This is a genomic window from Winogradskya consettensis, assembly GCF_018332715.1.
In the GTDB taxonomy this organism is placed as follows: Bacteria; Actinomycetota; Actinomycetes; order Mycobacteriales; family Micromonosporaceae; genus Actinoplanes; species Actinoplanes consettensis.
Genome location: NZ_BOQP01000017.1, coordinates 277,846 through 293,534, shown reverse-complemented (window position 1 = coordinate 293,534; position 15,689 = coordinate 277,846). Strand labels below are relative to the sequence as shown.

The window sequence follows — 15,689 nt, the reverse complement described above, 5'->3', positions numbered from 1 at the left end:
GCATAACGGACCGACTCGCACCGGAAAAGCCGTGCCAGGGCGGCGGTTACGGCCACGCCCGCAATGTGAGCAATTGGGGTGACCCTCGAAAGGTGGTGCTGGATCTCCGTGGCTAACGTTGACCGGGTGACCTTCTGGACCCGAAAACGCGAACGCTCCCTCTTTGCCAACTCAGGATCGTTGGTGATCTGCGGTCTGCTGGCAGGCGTGGTGGTAGCGGCCGCCTCGTTCCCGGCCGTCGCGATGTCGGGGCTCGCGGCGAAGGCGGGTTCGGAGTCGTTCGCGGACCTGCCGAGCGAGCTGGCCAAGCCGGCCGCGCCGCAGGTGACCCGGATCTTCGCCTCCGACGGCAAGACCCAGATCGCCGTCATGTACGACGAGTTCCGCAGCGACGTGCCGCTCGACGAGATCAACGTCAACATGCAGAACGCGATCGTCGCCGCGGAGGACCACCAGTTCTACGAGCACAACGGTGTCGACCTCAAGGGTGTCGCCCGGGCGTTCGTGAACAACAAGCAGGGTGGCTCGCAGCAGGGCGCCTCGACGCTGACGATGCAGTACGTCCGGATGACGCTCGCCTACACGGCGAAGACGCCGACCGAGGCGATCGAGGCCACGAAGGACACCCCGGAGCGCAAGCTCACGGAGATGAAGTACGCCATGCAGGTCGAGAAGGAGCTGAGCAAGCAGCAGATCCTCGAGCGCTACCTGAACATGGCCCCGTTCGGCAACAGCGCCTACGGCGTCTACGCCGGCAGCCAGGTCTACTTCAAGAAGAAGCCGAAGGACCTGACCATCGCCCAGGCCGCGCTGCTGGCCGGCATGGTGAAGGCGCCGACCGCGTTCGACCCGACCACGGCCAGCGGCTACCCGCAGGCGCTCGACCGTCGTAACTACATCATCGACAACATGCTCAGCCTGAAGATGATCACGGCGGAGCAGGCGGCGACGGCGAAGAAGGAAAAGCTCGGCAAGACCACGAACCACCCCGGCAACGGCTGCACCCAGGTCGCCAAGAACAACTGGGGATTCTTCTGCGACTACTTCTACCGCTGGTGGATGACCCAGAGCGAGTTCGGCGCCAACACCTATGACCGCGAGCGTCAGCTCAAGTCCGGCGGCTACCGCATCGTGACCTCGCTGGACCTCAAGGCGCAGGCGTCGGCGCGTAAAGAGATCAGCGACGTGACCACCGACGGCAACCGCAACGCGCTGCTGCTCGCGGCGGTCCAGCCGGGCACGGGCCGGGTCCAGGCGCTCGCCGCCAACCGCAAGTACAAGCTGGACGACGGGGAGAACAAGCCGAGCTCGAACCCGGAGCTGGCGGCGAACGGCGTGAAGGGCACCTACCCGAACACCACCAACCCGATCATCACCGGCGGCGGCGACATCACCGGTTACCAGGCCGGCTCGGTGTTCAAGATGTTCACGATGGTCGCGGCGCTGGAGAATGGCTACGGGCTCGACCACTCGATCACGTCCGGGTCGACCTACAAGTCCGGTTACGTGATCGACCCGAGCTCCGACGCGGCCTGCCCGGGCACGCACTTCTACTGCCCGAGGAACGCCTCGGCCAGCGAGCAGGGCACGTTCAACATGTGGACCGGTTTCGGCAAGTCCGTGAACACCTACTTCGTGCCGCTCGAGGAGCAGGTCGGCGCGGACAAGGTCGTCGACGTGGCGAAGCGGTTCGGCATCCAGTTCCGGGCCGGCTCCGACGCCGCCCTGGTCAAGGATGACGCCACCGCCCGGACGTTCGGCGCGTTCACGCTCGGCGTCACCTCGTCCACGCCGCTGGACATCGCCAACGCGTACGCCACGCTCGCCGGCGACGGCATGTACTGCAAGCCGACCCCGATCCAGAAGATCACTTCGGCCGACGGTACGAAGGTCAACGCCGGCCAGCCGCAGTGCACCCGGGTGACCTCGAAGGACGTCGCCCGCGAGGCCCTCGACGCGGCCCGCTGCCCGGTCGGTGACCAGGCGCAGCTCGGTAGCTGTTCCGGCTCGACCGCGCCGCAGGTGCACTCGGCGGTGGGTCACCCGGTCTTCGGCAAGACCGGAACCACCGACGCGGACAAGACGGCCGCGCTGGTGGTCGGCACGCGGGACACCGTGGTCGCCGGGTATCTGGTCAACCCGGACTGGTCCAACCACTCCGACCACATGGATCACAACATCGTGAACCCGGCGGTCTGGAAGACGGTCGCGGACTTCATGAAGGGCAAACCCGTGGAGGAGTTCAAGAAACCCGGGGAGTAATCCTCCGGAACTTCCGGACAAGTCACCAGCGGCCCCGACGGCTCACCTGCCGTCGGGGCCGTTTTTGTGGCTTGCGGTCCCCTCATTGCCCGGGAGAGACTGCGACAGTCATCCGGAAGTTGACCGAAAGTTTCAGGAGGCTTTGTCATGACCGTGGTGCACCCGGTCGGCCGGTCCCCGTGGACCGACCGCGCCCTGGATCCCGGCGCCCGGGCGGATGCGCTGCTCGCGGCCATGACGCTCGAGGAGAAGATCGCCCAGCTCGGCAGCGTCTGGCACGGCTTCGGCGTGGAGAGCACCGGTGACGTCGCCCCCATGCAGGAGGTCTTCGCCGCCGGGCAGCGCTCGCTCGACACCGCCGTCGCCCACGGGATCGGCCACCTGACCCGCGTCTTCGGCACCCGCCCGGTCACCGCCGAGCAGGGCCGCGACCGCGTCGTCGAGATGCAGCGGGCAGTCGTCGAGGCCTCGCGGCTCGCGATCCCGGCGATCGTGCACGAGGAGTGCCTCACCGGCTTCACCACGCTCGGCGCGACCGTCTACCCGTCGGCGCTCGCGTGGGCCGCCACCTTCGACCCGGAGCTGGTCGAGCGGATGAGCTCGGCGATCGCCGCCGACATGCGCGCGGTCGGGGTGCACCAGGGCCTGTCACCCGTGCTCGACGTGGTCCGCGACTACCGCTGGGGACGGGTCGAGGAGACGCTGGGCGAGGACCCCTACGTCGTGGCGACGCTCGGGGCGGCGTACGTGAAGGGCCTGGAGAAGCAGGGGATCGTCGCGACGCTCAAGCACTTCGCGGGCTATTCCGCGTCGCGGGCCGCGCGCAACCACGGCCCGGTCGCGATGGGCCCCCGGGAGCTGCGCGAGGTCATCCTGCCGTCGTTCGAGACCGCCCTGCGTGTCGGTGGCGCGCGATCGGTGATGAATTCCTACTCGGAGATCGACGGCGTCCCGGTCGCCGCCGACCCGGCGCTGCTCACCGGCATCCTGCGCGACGAGTGGGGCTTCGAGGGCGTGGTGGTCTCCGACTACTGGTCCATCCCCTTCCTGCAGACGATGCACCGCGTCGCCGCCGACAACGCCGAGGCGGGGGCGCTGGCCCTCGAGGCGGGTATCGACGTGGAACTGCCCGATGCCATCGCGTACGGCGCGGGGCTGACGGAGCTGGTGCGCTCCGGGCGCGTACCCGAGGCATTGGTGGACCGGGCGGCCCGCCGCGTCCTGCGGCAGAAGGCCGAGCTCGGGCTGCTCGACCCCGATTGGACCCCCGAGGCGTCGGTGGCCGCGGGGGAGGGCATCGACTTCGACGCCCCCGCCAACCGGGAGATCGCCCGTGACCTGGCGGAACGCTCGGTCATCCTGCTCGCCAACGACGCCGGCGCGCTGCCGCTGACCCTCGGCACACCGCCGCGGCGCATCGCCGTGATCGGTCCCTGCGCCGATGACCCGCAGGCGTTCATGGGCTGCTACTCCTACCCCAATCACGTCCTGCCCGACTACCCGCAGTTCGGGATCGGGCTGCCCGCCGACTCGCTCTGGACCGCCCTGCGCGCCGAGCTGCCGGACGACTCCCTCACGCTGGAAGCGGGCTGCCCGATCCGCGACGAGGACCGCTCGGGCTTCGCGGCGGCGATCGACGCGGCCGCTGCCGCGGACATCTGCATCGCGGTGGTCGGCGACCGGGCCGGCCTGTTCGGCCGGGGCACGTCGGGCGAGGGCTGCGACGTCCCCGACCTGAGCCTGCCCGGCGTGCAGGGCGAACTGCTCGATCAACTGCTGGACACGGGTACGCCCGTCGTGGTCGTCGTCGTCTCCGGCCGCCCCTACGCCCTCGGCGCCTACTCGTCGGCGGCCGCCCTGGTGCAGGCGTTCATGCCGGGCGAGGAGGGCGGCGCGGCGATCGCGGGCGTGCTCACCGGCCGGATCAACCCGAGCGGCAAGCTCCCCGTCCAGATCCCCCGCGAGCCGGGCGGCCAGCCGGGCACGTACCTGCAGCCGCCGCTCGGGGCGTTCAGCGAGGGCGTCAGCAACCTCGACCCCACGCCGATGTTCGGGTTCGGGCACGGGCGTTCCTACACGACGTACGAGTACGACGAGTTCGCGGTGAGCTCGCCGACGCTGCCCACCGACGGCGCCGTGGAGGTGTCCGTGCGGGTTCGCAACACGGGCACCCGGGACGGCGCGGAGATCGTCCAGCTGTACGCGCACGACGTCCAGGCCGAGGTGACGCGGCCGGTGCACCAGCTGGCCGGGTTCGCCCGGGTGCCGCTCGCGGCGGGTGCCGCGGCCCGGGTGACGTTCACCCTGCACGCGGATCGCACCTCGTACGTGGGGCGTGATCTGCGCCGGGTGGTCGACCCGGGCGCCCTGGAGCTCTTCGCCGGCCCGTCCGTGACGGAACTGCCCTGCATCGCGACCGTGGACCTCACCGGCCCGCGGCGCTACGTCGGCCCGGAGCGCGTCCTGCACACCCCGGTGGTCGTCTCGCCGGCCTGACCGATAATCGTTTGACTACGGTGGGACCGCCCTGGAAGGCTTCCGGGCGGTCCCATTGTTCACCGCTCTTGACGCTCCTGAAGGAATGAAGCCTGTGATCTCGACGCGCCTGAGGGCCGCCTGAGATTTTCCGCGGCGGCCCACCGAATCTGTCGCCCGCACACGCTCTTTCTTCATGTCTCGAGGTCCTACGTTGAACATGGATGCCCGCATCCAGCAGTCCGTCGTCGCCAACCTGCTCACCCGGCCCGCCGCGGCGCAGGCGGGGCCGTTCGTCCTGGGTATCGACCCGGCGACGACCAGCCCCGGCATCAACTACGCCACGCCACGCCCCGGCTCGGAGATCACCCCGGCCGCCGTCACCGAAATGGTCGCCGCCTTCCGTGCGGCCGACCGGCTCCCGCGCCTGGAGTACGTCACCTCCAGCGCCCCGGAGCTGGAGAAACACCTGCTCGCCGCGGGATTCACCGTGGAGGCCCGGCACGACTACCTCGTCTGCACGCCGGAGACACTGGTCGTGCCGCCGGCGCCGGACGGCTTCGACCTGCGTGAACCGGCCACCGACGAGCAACGCGTCGCCATGGTGAACGCGCAGATCATCGGGTTCGGGGGTGACCCCGGTGCCACCGCCGAGGACGCCGAACGGATGGGCCGCCTGCAGTCCCGGGGCGGCGTCTCCGTGATGGCCGTCGCCGCCGACGGCACCTGCGCCGGGGGCGGTCAGGCGGTGCCGCCGAACGACGGGGTGAGCGAGGTGGCCGGCATCGCCGTCCCGCCCGCCTACCGCCGCCGTGGTCTCGCCGCCGCGATCACCGCCCGGGTCGCCGCCGCCCTCTTCGCCGGGGACGGCACCGTCGCCTGGCTCGAGGCGTCGGGCCCGGACGCGGGGCGGATCTACGAACGGGTCGGTTTCCGGCCCACGGGTAAGCGCCTCTACCTGGTGCTGGACCGCTGATTGCCGGGGTCCCGACGGGACGGTGGCAGTCCTGTCGGGACCCACAGTGGTGCGTTCGTTACCCCGTATCCATTGACGTGGACCGTGGTGACCTGATGATCTACAGCCTCACTCCTGGAAGCCCACCCTCAAACGCGCAGCTCGTGGCGGCTTTCGTTCAGTTTGCGGACGTCTGATCGCCTCCTGGCGCCCACCTTCCGGATATCCGGCACTCCCATGATCCACGCAGCGGCGGGGCCCCTCAGGCGGCCGCCGATGAGATGGAGGAACCAAGTGCGGACCCTGGCACGTACCGCGGCCACCCTGCTGGCGGTCACGACTTTCGCCGGCCTGACGGCCTGCTCCCCGCCCGAGAAGGAGAGCGCCTCGGCCGGCACCGGCGCGGCGACGGCCACCAGCGCCGCCGACCTCGGGGGCATCGACGCCCTCGCCGCCGCCGCCAAGAAGGAGGGAGCGCTGAACGTCATCGCGCTGCCGCCGGACTGGGCCAACTACGGCGAGATCATCAAGGCGTTCGGCACCAAGTACGGCATCACCGTCAACTCCGCGCAGCCCGACGCGTCGAGCCAGGACGAGATCAACGCCGCCGACCAGCTCAAGGGTCAGGACAAGGCGCCGGACGTGTTCGACCTCGGCTCGGCCGTGGCCACCGCCAACGTCGCGAAGTTCGCGCCGTACAAGCCCGCCACCTGGGCGGACATCCCGGACGCGCTCAAAGAGGCGAGCGGCACGTGGACCAACGACTACGGCGGCTACATGTCGATCGGCTACGACAGCAGCAAGGTGCCCGCCCCCACGAGCATCGCCGACCTGCTCAAGCCCGAGTACAAGGGCAAGATCGCGCTGAACGGTGACCCGACCCAGGCCGGTGCCGCGTTCAACGGCGTCGTCGCGGCCGCGCTCGGCAGCGGAGGCTCCGCCGACGACATCACCGCCGGCGTCGACTTCTTCGGCAAGCTGAAGAAGGCCGGCAACTTCCTGCCCGTCGACCCGACCCCCGCGACGATCGAGTCCGGTCAGACCCCGGTCGTGTTCGACTGGGACTACCTGAACGTCGCGCAGGCCGCCAAGACCCCCACCTGGAAGACCGTCGTTCCCGCGGGTGCGGTTGTCGGCTCGTACTACGTCCAGGCCATCAGCAAGGACGCCCCGCACCCCGCCGCCGCGCGGCTCTGGCAGGAATTCCTCTACTCCGACGAGGGCCAGAACCTGTGGCTCAAGGGCGGCGCCCGCCCGGTCCGCGCCGACGCGATGGTGAAGGCCGCCACGATCGACGCCACCGCGTTCGCCGCGCTGCCGAAGGTCGAGGGCACCCCGGTGTTCCAGACCGAGGCGCAGACCACGAAGGCGAAGGAATACCTGACCGCCAACTGGGCCAAGGCCATCGGTTAAGAATGACCAGCATCCCGACGAGGGTGCCACGTGGCAGGCTGCGGATCACTCAGGTCCGCAGCCTGCTCGGCACGGTTCCCTTCTTCGCGTACGTCGCGATCTTCCTGGTCATCCCCACCCTCGTGGTGGCGATCGGTGCCTTCACCGGCGACGGCGGTTTCACGTTCTCGAACGTCACCGCCCTCGGCGACGCCTACGTGCTCGACGCGTTCGGGCGCAGCATCCTGCTCTCCGCGGTCAGCGCCCTCATCGGCGCGGTCCTCGGGGCGGTGCTCGCCTACGTGCTGGTCACCGCGAAGCCCGACGGCCTGCTCCGGCGGGTCGTCACCGCCGCGTCCGGGGTCCTGGCCCAGTTCGGCGGCGTCACCCTCGCGTTCGCGTTCCTCGCCACCATCGGCCTGTCCGGCTTCGTCACCGTGTTCCTGCGCGACCATCTCGGCACGGACATCTACGCGAACGGCGTGTGGCTGTTCGAGCTGCCCGGGCTGATGCTCGTATACACGTACTTCCAGATCCCGCTCATGGTCATCGTGTTCCTGCCCGCGCTCGACGGCATCAAGCCGCAGTGGCGGGAGGCGACCGAGAGCCTCGGCGGCTCCACGTGGCACTACTGGACCCGGGTCGCCGGACCGCTGCTCGCCCCCGCTTTCCTCGGGTCCGCGCTGCTGCTGTTCGCCAACGCCTTCTCCGCGTACGCGACCGCTGCCGCCCTGGTCAGCCAGGGCAGCCCGATCGTGCCGTTGCAGATCCGCGGCGCCCTGACCAGCGAGGTCGTCCTCGGCCAGCAGAACCTGGGCAAGGCGATGGCGCTCGGCATGGTCGTCGTGGTGGCAGTTGTCATGACCCTCTACGCCCTGCTGCAGAGACGGACCGCGAAATGGCTGGGGTAAGGGCACAACGCGTACGCCGTCAGCGCGTCCTGCGCTGGGTCGTCCTGGTCGTCCTCGGCGTCTTCTTCCTGCTGCCACTCGCGGCGATGGTCGAGTTCACCACGCGTGGCGACGGGAACACCTGGTCGCTGCTGGTCGACTGGCCGCAGCTCAGCGCCACGTATCCGGACCTCGCCGACGGGATCGCCGCGTCCCTCGAACAGGCGCTGCTGACCGCCCTGCTCATGCTCGTGCTGCTCGTGCCGACCGCTGTCTGGGTACGGCTGCGACTACCCGGGCTGCGGCCGCTGGTGGAGTTCATCTGCCTGCTGCCGCTGACGATCCCCGCGATCGTGCTGGTGGTCGGGCTCGCGCCGGTCTACGCGTGGGTCAACTATTTCCTCGGCGGGTCGTCGCTGACGCTCGTCTTCGCGTACACCATCCTGGTCCTGCCCTATGCGTACCGTGCGATCGATGCCGGACTCTCGGCGATCGACGTCAAGACGCTCGCCGAGGCCGCCCGCGGCCTGGGCGCCGGCTGGTTCACCGTGATGGTGCGGGTGGTCCTGCCCAACATCCGCTCGGCGGTGCTCTCCGCGGCGTTCCTCACCGTGGCGCTGGTGCTGGGCGAGTTCACCATCGCGTCGCTGCTCAACCGCACCAACCTGCAGGTCGCGATCAACCTGCTCGGCAAGAGCAGCGCCACGATGTCGGTGGCGGTCTCGCTGGCGGCGCTCGTGCTCGCGTTCGTCCTGCTGCTGATCCTGTCCCTGTTCGGAGATCGACGAAAGGCCTCCCGATGAGTGGCGTTGCGGTCCACCTGAACGAGCTGCGCCGCAGCTTCGGCGGCGTGCCCGCCCTCGACGGGCTCGACCTGCACATCGAGCCGGGCGAGCTGATCGCCCTGCTCGGCCCGTCCGGCTGCGGCAAGACCACCGCGCTGCGCATCCTCGCGGGGCTGGAGGACGCGGACACCGGCCGGGTGCTGGTCGACGGCAAGGACATCACCGCGCTGCCCGCGAGCAAACGGGACATGGGCATGGTGTTCCAGGCGTACAGCCTCTTCCCGCACCTGACCGCCCTGGAGAACGTCCAGTTCGGCCTGAAGCTGCGCCGCCGCAAGGACACCAGCCGCGCCGCCGACATGCTCGACCTCGTCGGCATCGGCACGCACGGTGCCCGCTACCCGCACCAGCTCTCCGGCGGTCAGCAGCAACGGGTCGCCCTGGCCCGGGCCCTCGCCATCGAACCGCAGGTCCTGCTGCTCGACGAGCCGCTGTCCGCCCTGGACGCCAAGGTCCGCGTGCAGCTGCGCGACGAGATCCGCCGCATCCAGACCGAGGTCGGCACGACCACCCTGTTCGTCACCCACGACCAGGAGGAGGCCCTCGCCATCGCGGACCGGGTCGGCGTCATGCGCGCCGGCCGCCTCGAGCAGCTCGCCGCCCCGCCGGAGGTCTACCTGCGCCCGGCCAGCGCGTTCGTCGCCGACTTCGTGGGCCTCAGCAACCGCTTGCCCGGCCGCCTCGACGGCGACGCGGTCGAAGTCCTGGGCACGCGTCTGCCGCTGGTCTCCCAGGCGACCGGCGGCCCCGAGGTCATTGCCCTGGTACGCCCGGAGTCCATCATCGTCGTCCCCGACCCCACCGGCGACGCCACGGTCCTCTCCACCGCGTTCCTCGGCCCCACCAGCCGCGTCACCGTCACCCGCGGCAACGACGTGATCGTCGCCCAGATCAGCGGCGAACTCCTGGCCGGCCTCCCCGTCGGTGCCCCCGTCCGGGTGGAACTCCGCCCGGTCGCGGTCGCCCTGCAGGACGCTGCCTGACCTCCACCCTTCACCCATCTCGATGAGAAGCCGGCCCGGCGGGTTCCTCACCGTCGCGGCCGGCCTCACCGTCGCGGCCGGCCTCACCGATCCGGTGGTCCGCCGGGCACCCGCGACCTGCCGGTCCGCGCCCGCGAGATCCACGGCGTCGAGAAGACCTGCTGGTGGTCCATCGCCGACTCGTCCTGGCCCGACTACGCCGATCACCGCGCGTCCCTGAGCCACGAACTCCGATGTTCCTGCTGGTGCCGCTGACCCCCGTAGATTCCTGCCCCTCGCCCGCCGGCGTTCCCGGCAACGGGTCGCCCTGCGCGTGCCGAGGGTCGCTCTGCGCGTGCCGAGGGTCGCTCTGCGCGCGCCGGCGGTCGCTCTGCGCGCGGGTCCGCTCTGTCGGCGAGACCTGAGCGTGAGAGTTGGGATGCGCAGGGTGAGGCTGCGAAAAATAATGTCTAACAGCGCCAGACTCGAAGTTGCGTCCAGGTCAGCTTTCGATCAACTTTGTTTGGTGCAGGCCTTTAAGCGCACAACATTTCGTCGCACATGCCAGCTTGAGTTTTGGTGGACTCACGCTCTGTATGGTCGCGCCGCATTCTCAGGGTCGGGTGTCGAGCGCTCCGCGGACCGCGTTGACGACCTGGACGCGATGCCGTCGGTGCCGATGATCGCGGGGTGCGTGCAGGTGCCGGTCAGGGTGCGCCGGCGTCCCCCTGGTCACCACGGGAAGTGGCGTCCGGCTTGCGGAAGATCGAGCGGATGTGGGTGGCGACCGGGTTGGAGGAGATGAGGTGGTGGGCCAGCGGCGGAGGGTGCCGCCGCCGCGATGGATCAGCTTGAAGGCGGGCGCGCCCGCGCGAAGATCGTCCTTACGATCGTTGACGGTATGTGAGTACAGAGGTCACGACGGTCCTGGAGTTCGGTGCGGAGCTGGAGCAGCTCAGAGTGCGGCACGCGGAGCGCAACAAGCGGCCGCTGTTGTCGGCCGGGGAGATCACCGAGCGGGCGCGGCTCAGCTCCGCGGAGACGATCACCGCGTATCTTGCCGGGACCGCGTTGCCGGGGCCGGCCATCCTGGATCGGCTGACCGTTCTGTTCGGTGCCAGTCCGGGTGAACGCCGGCGGCTGAACGAGATCCGCGACCGGCTCGCCGCGGAGGCCGATCCCGGTGGGGAGCCGGTGCGCAGAAACTGGCTGACCACGAAGACGGTTCTGGGTCTGACGGCCGCGGCTGTGGTGATCGCCATCGCGACGACGGCGCTGTTCCATCTGCCGGCCGCGGAGCCTCAGGGCGGCAAGCTCGGGGCTGCGCACGATGGTCCGGCTGCTGACTGCGTACCCCTCGAGGTCTGGACCCATTCTTTTGATCCGGGTTTCGAGGGTGACGTCTATGTTCTGATGGCGGATTTCGGCAGCGTCACCCGCACAGCGTCGGTCGACCTGGTCCGCGCGGGGAGGCACTGGCGGCGGACCGTCGACGTGCACCCGGGCGTGCCGGCGCAGGGGACCGGCGGGACGATGCTGGCGTTCGCGAACGACCCGGGTGCCCCGGACGTGACCCTGCGCAGCGATCCGGCCCTGTGCGCGGCGTTCGGCACGTCGGCGACCGAACCCGCCGCGGTGCCGGCGCTCTACCTGCGGGTCGACGGCTGGTCATGAAAGCTTTTGGATCGATCTCTTTCGCAGTGACGATCATTGATGTCAGACTTCGGCGCGACGCGGCGCTCGGCCGGTCTGCGACGAGAAGGTGATCGATGGGAAAACACGCACGCAGGCGGTTCGGTGTGGTCGCCGCAGTCGCCGCCCTGGGGATCCTGGTCCCGGCCACGGCGGCGTTCGCGGCCCCGCCCGGCAACCTGCCGCAGAACGCCGGGGGCTATGAGCAGACGTTCTCGCCGGCCTACGACTACGACACCGACGGCTGTTACGCGACACCCGCGATCGGGCCCGACGGCACGCTGAACTCTGGCCTGAACACCACCGGCGCGATCAACGGGAACTGCAGGGACCAGTCCGACCTGGACAACTCCCAGACGTACGCGCGATCGAAGTGCAACAACGGCTGGTGCGCGATCGTCTACGCGAGCTACTTCGAGAAGGACCAGACGCTCAACGGCTGCTGCGGGCACCGCCACGACTTCGAGCACGTGATCTCCTGGGTGAACCAGAGCACCAACCAGGTCGAGTACGTCACGAACACCGTCCACAGCGGCGTGCAGACGTTCACCCGCTCGCAGATCCGCTTCGACGGCACCCACCCGAAGGTCGTCTACCACAAGGACGGCTGCTGCAACACGCACTTCTTCCGGCTCGCCGGCACCGGCGACGAGCCCCCGGAAAATCACTACCACGACTGGCGCTACCCGCCGATCGTCGACTGGAACGGCTGGCCCAGCACTACGCTGCGCGACAAACTGATGAACGCCGACTTCGGCTCCGCCACCATCAAGATCACGGACGGCCGGTTCGTCGACCTGCTCACGAACAGCAAGCCGAGCGCCATTCCGTTCAATCCCGCGGGTTAGTCCATCCCGGTCTTTCCGGGTGCCCAGAACGGCTTGGTGAGCACGTCGCGGCGGTTCCAGCCCCGGTCGCGGACCAGGTGGGAGCAGATCATCTGAACGGTGCCGGCCTCGCCGGCGAGGTAGGCGGTGCCCGGGCGGTCGGGCAGGTCGAGCGCGGCGACGGCCGCGACCAGCTCGCCCGACCGCGCCGCGGGCCGGCCCCGGCGGTGCAGCCAGACGGTGCCGCCGGGCAGCGGCAGCTGCTCGTGCTCGGTGTCCACTTCGACGACCGTGTGCACGGGGGCGTCGCCGGCCAGGCCGCGGATCATCGCACCGAACGCGACCGAGGCCGTCTCGTCCCCGGCGAACAGGTGGTACCCGCTGGGCCGGCAGACGAAATCGCCCTGCGGCTTCATCAGGTGCACGACGTCACCGGCCCTGGCCTCGCGGGCCCACCGCGCACCGGGGCCGTCGCCGTGGTCGAAGACGCGCAACTCCATGCTCTCCCGTCGTATTCCCAGATCGAGTACGTCCGCAGCATCCCGCCGAGGCGGTCGACGACCCGGTTGGGGGCGGGCACCTGGATCCGTACCTGTTGACCGGGCCTGGCGCTCAGCCCCGCGAGAGCGGGACCGCCCAGGGTGACCGCCCGCATCCGGCCCCCGAGCGGGCCGGCCCGCGCTCCCGCCGGTCGACGACCCGCTCGAGGACGTGACCCGCTACCTCGAGGCGCTGTACCACTTCCTGACCCGCTCGCACGCCGGGGCCGCCTACCGGGCGCTGCTCGGCGAGGCGCAGCACGACCCGGAGATCGCCGCGCTGCTCGCCGGCCGCGACATCCTCGGCGACACCGCGCGGGCCGTCGTCTCCCGGGTCGCTCCGGGTGCCGATCCCGACCGGGCGACCGGGCTGCTGATCGGGCCGATGTTCTTCTGGGTGCTCAGCGGGCGCGACCCGGCCCGGCTCGACCCGCCCGACCTGGCCCGCATTTTCCTGGCGGAGGTCAGCCCGGGAAAGACAGCCTGCGGCTAAGCGGGCCGGTATTCGACTTCGGGGCGTCCTGGGCTGCCGTAGCGCGGATTTCTGATCACCTGGCCGGCGTCGGCCAGGTGCTCGAGGTAGCGCCGCGCGGTGACCCGGGACGCGCCGATCCGGGCGGCGACCTCGGCGGCGGAGAGTCCGGCCGGAGCGGCGAGATCCCGCAGGACACCGAGCACCAGATCGAGGGTGTGCTCGTCGAGGCCTTTCGGCAGGCTGTCGTGCGGGGATCCGCGCAGGGTCGCGAACGCCCGGTCGATCTCGTGCTGCGCGGCGACCTCGCCCGTGCCGGGGAGCTGGCTGCGGTAGCGGGCGTAGCGGTCGAGCTTGTCGCGGAACGCCGCGAACGTGAATGGTTTCAGCAGGTAGTGGGTCACGCCGAGGGCGACTGCCTGGCGGACCGTCGCGACGTCCCGGGCGGAGGTCACGGCGAGCACGTCGGTGCCGCTGCCCGCCGCCCGTAACGCGCGGGCGACCTCCAGGCCGTGCTTGTCCGGCAGGTTCAGGTCCAGCAGCACCAGGTCGACCGGCCCGGCCCGGAGTGCGGCCATGGCGTCCCGCGCGGTGTGCGCCACCCCGACAACCTCAAAGCCGGGCACCTTCTCCGTGTACGCCCGGTGCGCCTCGGCGATCAGCGGCTCGTCATCGACCACGAGGACCCGGATCGCCGTCACGGGGTGCGCACCGGGAGGCGTACGGTCAGAATCGCCCCGTGGTCGTCGGTGCCGGACGTGATCGCGTAGCTGCCGCCGTACCTTTCAGCGACCTGCCGGACCAGTGACAGGCCGACGCCGCGTCCCGCACCCGGTTTGGTCGACCACCCGCGCCGGAAGGCGGCAGCCGCCTGATCGGGCGTCAGCCCGGGGCCCGTGTCACTCACCCGCACCAGCACCTCGTCCTGCTCCTGCCGCACCAGAACCCGCACCCTGCGCGGCGGATCGGCCAGCGCGACCGCTTCGAGGGCGTTGTCGACGAGGTTGCCGACGACCGTGAGCAGGTCCCGGCTGGGCAGCATGTGCTCGCCCGCGAGCCGGGAGTCGTCGGAGACGGTCAGCTCCACGCCGCGCTCGCTGGCCTGCGCCGACTTGCCGAGCAGCAGCGCCGCGAGCGCCGGTTCGTCGAGGGCGCCGACGACCTGGTCGGTGAGCTGCTGCGCCAGGGCCAGCTCGGCGGTGGCCAGCTCGATCGCCTCGTCGGCGCGCCCCAGCTCCACCATGGTCAGGACGGTGTGCAGCCGGTTCGCCGCCTCGTGGGCCTGCGCCTGCAGGGCGGCGGTGAGCCCGCGTACCGAGTCGAGCTCGCCGGTCAGCTCCCGCAGCTCGGTGTGGTCGCGCAGCGTGAGGACCGTGCCCAGGGTCCGTCCCTCGAACCGGGTCTCGCTCTGGCTGGCCACCAGGACGCGGTCGCCGGCCAGGACCGGCTCGTCCACGGTGGGGCGGCGCGAGGCGATCAGCTCCGCGGCCTCCGTGGGCAGGTCCAGCTCCGCGACGGGCCGGTCGACCCGAGAATCGTCGGGTACGCCGAGAAGTCGTCTTCCCTCGTCATTGATGAGCGCCACGCGTCCGTCGCGATCGACGACCACCAGGCCCTCGCGGACGGAGTGCAGCACCGCGTCGTAGTACTCGTACATCCGGGTCATCTCCGCCGGTCCGAGCCCGTGGGTCTGGCGGCGCAACCGGCGGCTCAGCAGCCAGGCGCCCGCCCCGGCGAGCAGCAGCGCGACCGCCGTGCTCCCGGCCACCGCCGGCACCTGGCGCAGCAGCCCCCGGTTGATCGCCTCGGTGGTGATGCCGACCGACACCAGCCCGATGATCGCGCCGTCCGGCTCGCGCACCGGCACCACCGTGCGCACCGAGTCGCCGAGGCTGCCCCTGTACTGCTGGATCACGGTGCCCCCGCGCAGCGCGGCGTCGACGTCCCCGGCGAACTTCTGCCCGATCAGCGACACGGTCGGGTGCGTGTACCGGGTGCGGTCCGGGGCCATCACCACGATGAAGTCGGTGCCGGTCGCGAGGCGGGTCGATTCGGCGTACGGCTGCAGCTCGGCGGTGGGGTTCCCCGTCCGCAGCGCCTCGGCGACACCGGGGGAGCGGGCGATCGCCTCGGCCACCGCCGTCACCTCCCCGACCGCCGCGTTGTGCGCGTCGCTGCGGGCGAGCAGGAACGCGCCCGCCGTACCGATCGCCACCAGCAACGTCACGACGAGCACCTGCAGCGCGAACAACTGCCCGGCGATACTCCAGCGTGGCGACATCACTACCTTCGGTTTCCTTGTTTCCCCGGCGAGAGCACCGTGTTTCGGCCCGGTGCCGGGAGTGTCGCCTGCCCCCCGTCGCGAGTCAACCGCAGCC

Annotated in this window: 12 protein-coding genes and 2 pseudogenes; 10 read left to right on the top strand and 4 right to left on the bottom strand. The window is 70.4% G+C overall.

Annotation, left to right across the window (positions count from 1 at the left end):
- Positions 1–126 precede the first annotated feature (126 nt).
- The 9 genes from Aco04nite_RS18475 (at position 127) to Aco04nite_RS18435 (ending at position 12,321) form a co-directional block, all read left to right on the top strand.
- Positions 127–2,262: a transglycosylase domain-containing protein gene (locus Aco04nite_RS18475; protein WP_212998458.1), complete on the top strand. Its 2,136-nt coding sequence runs from the start codon at positions 127–129 to the stop codon at positions 2,260–2,262.
- Positions 2,263–2,409: 147 nt separating this feature from the next.
- Entirely contained in the window at positions 2,410–4,758 is a 2,349-nt protein-coding gene (locus tag Aco04nite_RS18470; RefSeq protein WP_212998457.1) for a beta-glucosidase family protein, read from the top strand.
- Positions 4,759–4,957: 199 nt separating this feature from the next.
- Positions 4,958–5,713, top strand: coding sequence for a GNAT family N-acetyltransferase (locus Aco04nite_RS18465; protein WP_212998456.1), 756 nt, complete (start codon positions 4,958–4,960; stop codon positions 5,711–5,713).
- 273 nt (positions 5,714–5,986) lie between these two features.
- Positions 5,987–7,105, top strand: coding sequence for an ABC transporter substrate-binding protein (locus Aco04nite_RS18460; RefSeq protein WP_239158720.1), 1,119 nt, complete (start codon positions 5,987–5,989; stop codon positions 7,103–7,105).
- Positions 7,106–7,107: 2 nt separating this feature from the next.
- Positions 7,108–7,995, top strand: a complete 888-nt coding sequence (locus tag Aco04nite_RS18455; protein ID WP_212998455.1) for an ABC transporter permease — start codon at positions 7,108–7,110, stop codon at positions 7,993–7,995.
- The gene (locus tag Aco04nite_RS18450; RefSeq protein WP_212998454.1) at positions 7,983–8,777 is read left to right on the top strand and encodes an ABC transporter permease; all 795 of its coding nucleotides are present in this window, start codon (positions 7,983–7,985) and stop codon (positions 8,775–8,777) included. The genes Aco04nite_RS18455 and Aco04nite_RS18450 overlap by 13 nt, the downstream gene beginning before the upstream one ends.
- Entirely contained in the window at positions 8,774–9,802 is a 1,029-nt protein-coding gene (locus Aco04nite_RS18445; RefSeq protein ID WP_212998453.1) for an ABC transporter ATP-binding protein, read from the top strand. The genes Aco04nite_RS18450 and Aco04nite_RS18445 overlap by 4 nt, the downstream gene beginning before the upstream one ends.
- 882 nt (positions 9,803–10,684) lie before the next feature.
- Complete coding sequence (locus Aco04nite_RS18440) at positions 10,685–11,455, top strand: helix-turn-helix domain-containing protein (RefSeq protein WP_212998452.1); 771 nt, start codon at positions 10,685–10,687, stop codon at positions 11,453–11,455.
- A gap of 95 nt (positions 11,456–11,550) precedes the next feature.
- The gene (locus Aco04nite_RS18435; protein ID WP_212998451.1) at positions 11,551–12,321 is read left to right on the top strand and encodes an NPP1 family protein; all 771 of its coding nucleotides are present in this window, start codon (positions 11,551–11,553) and stop codon (positions 12,319–12,321) included.
- Here the strand turns inward: Aco04nite_RS18435 and Aco04nite_RS18430 are convergent.
- Entirely contained in the window at positions 12,318–12,716 is a 399-nt protein-coding gene (locus tag Aco04nite_RS18430; protein ID WP_280519354.1) for a siderophore-interacting protein, read from the bottom strand. The genes Aco04nite_RS18435 and Aco04nite_RS18430 overlap by 4 nt on opposite strands.
- Positions 12,711–12,860: pseudogene (locus Aco04nite_RS49655) on the bottom strand (siderophore-interacting protein); the annotation flags it as partial. The gene Aco04nite_RS18430 and the pseudogene Aco04nite_RS49655, both read right to left, overlap by 6 nt.
- Before the next feature lie 148 nt (positions 12,861–13,008).
- Between Aco04nite_RS49655 and Aco04nite_RS18425 the strand changes: the two are divergent.
- Positions 13,009–13,332, top strand: a pseudogene (locus tag Aco04nite_RS18425) (TetR-like C-terminal domain-containing protein); the annotation flags it as partial.
- Here the strand turns inward: Aco04nite_RS18425 and Aco04nite_RS18420 are convergent.
- Together Aco04nite_RS18420 and Aco04nite_RS18415 are read right to left on the bottom strand one after the other, a co-directional pair.
- Positions 13,329–14,012: a response regulator gene (locus tag Aco04nite_RS18420; protein ID WP_212998448.1), complete on the bottom strand. Its 684-nt coding sequence runs from the start codon at positions 14,010–14,012 to the stop codon at positions 13,329–13,331. The pseudogene Aco04nite_RS18425 and the gene Aco04nite_RS18420 sit on opposite strands and share 4 nt — an antisense overlap.
- Positions 14,009–15,592: a sensor histidine kinase gene (locus Aco04nite_RS18415; RefSeq protein ID WP_212998447.1), complete on the bottom strand. Its 1,584-nt coding sequence runs from the start codon at positions 15,590–15,592 to the stop codon at positions 14,009–14,011. The genes Aco04nite_RS18420 and Aco04nite_RS18415 overlap by 4 nt, the downstream gene beginning before the upstream one ends.
- Positions 15,593–15,689: the final 97 nt, after the last annotated feature.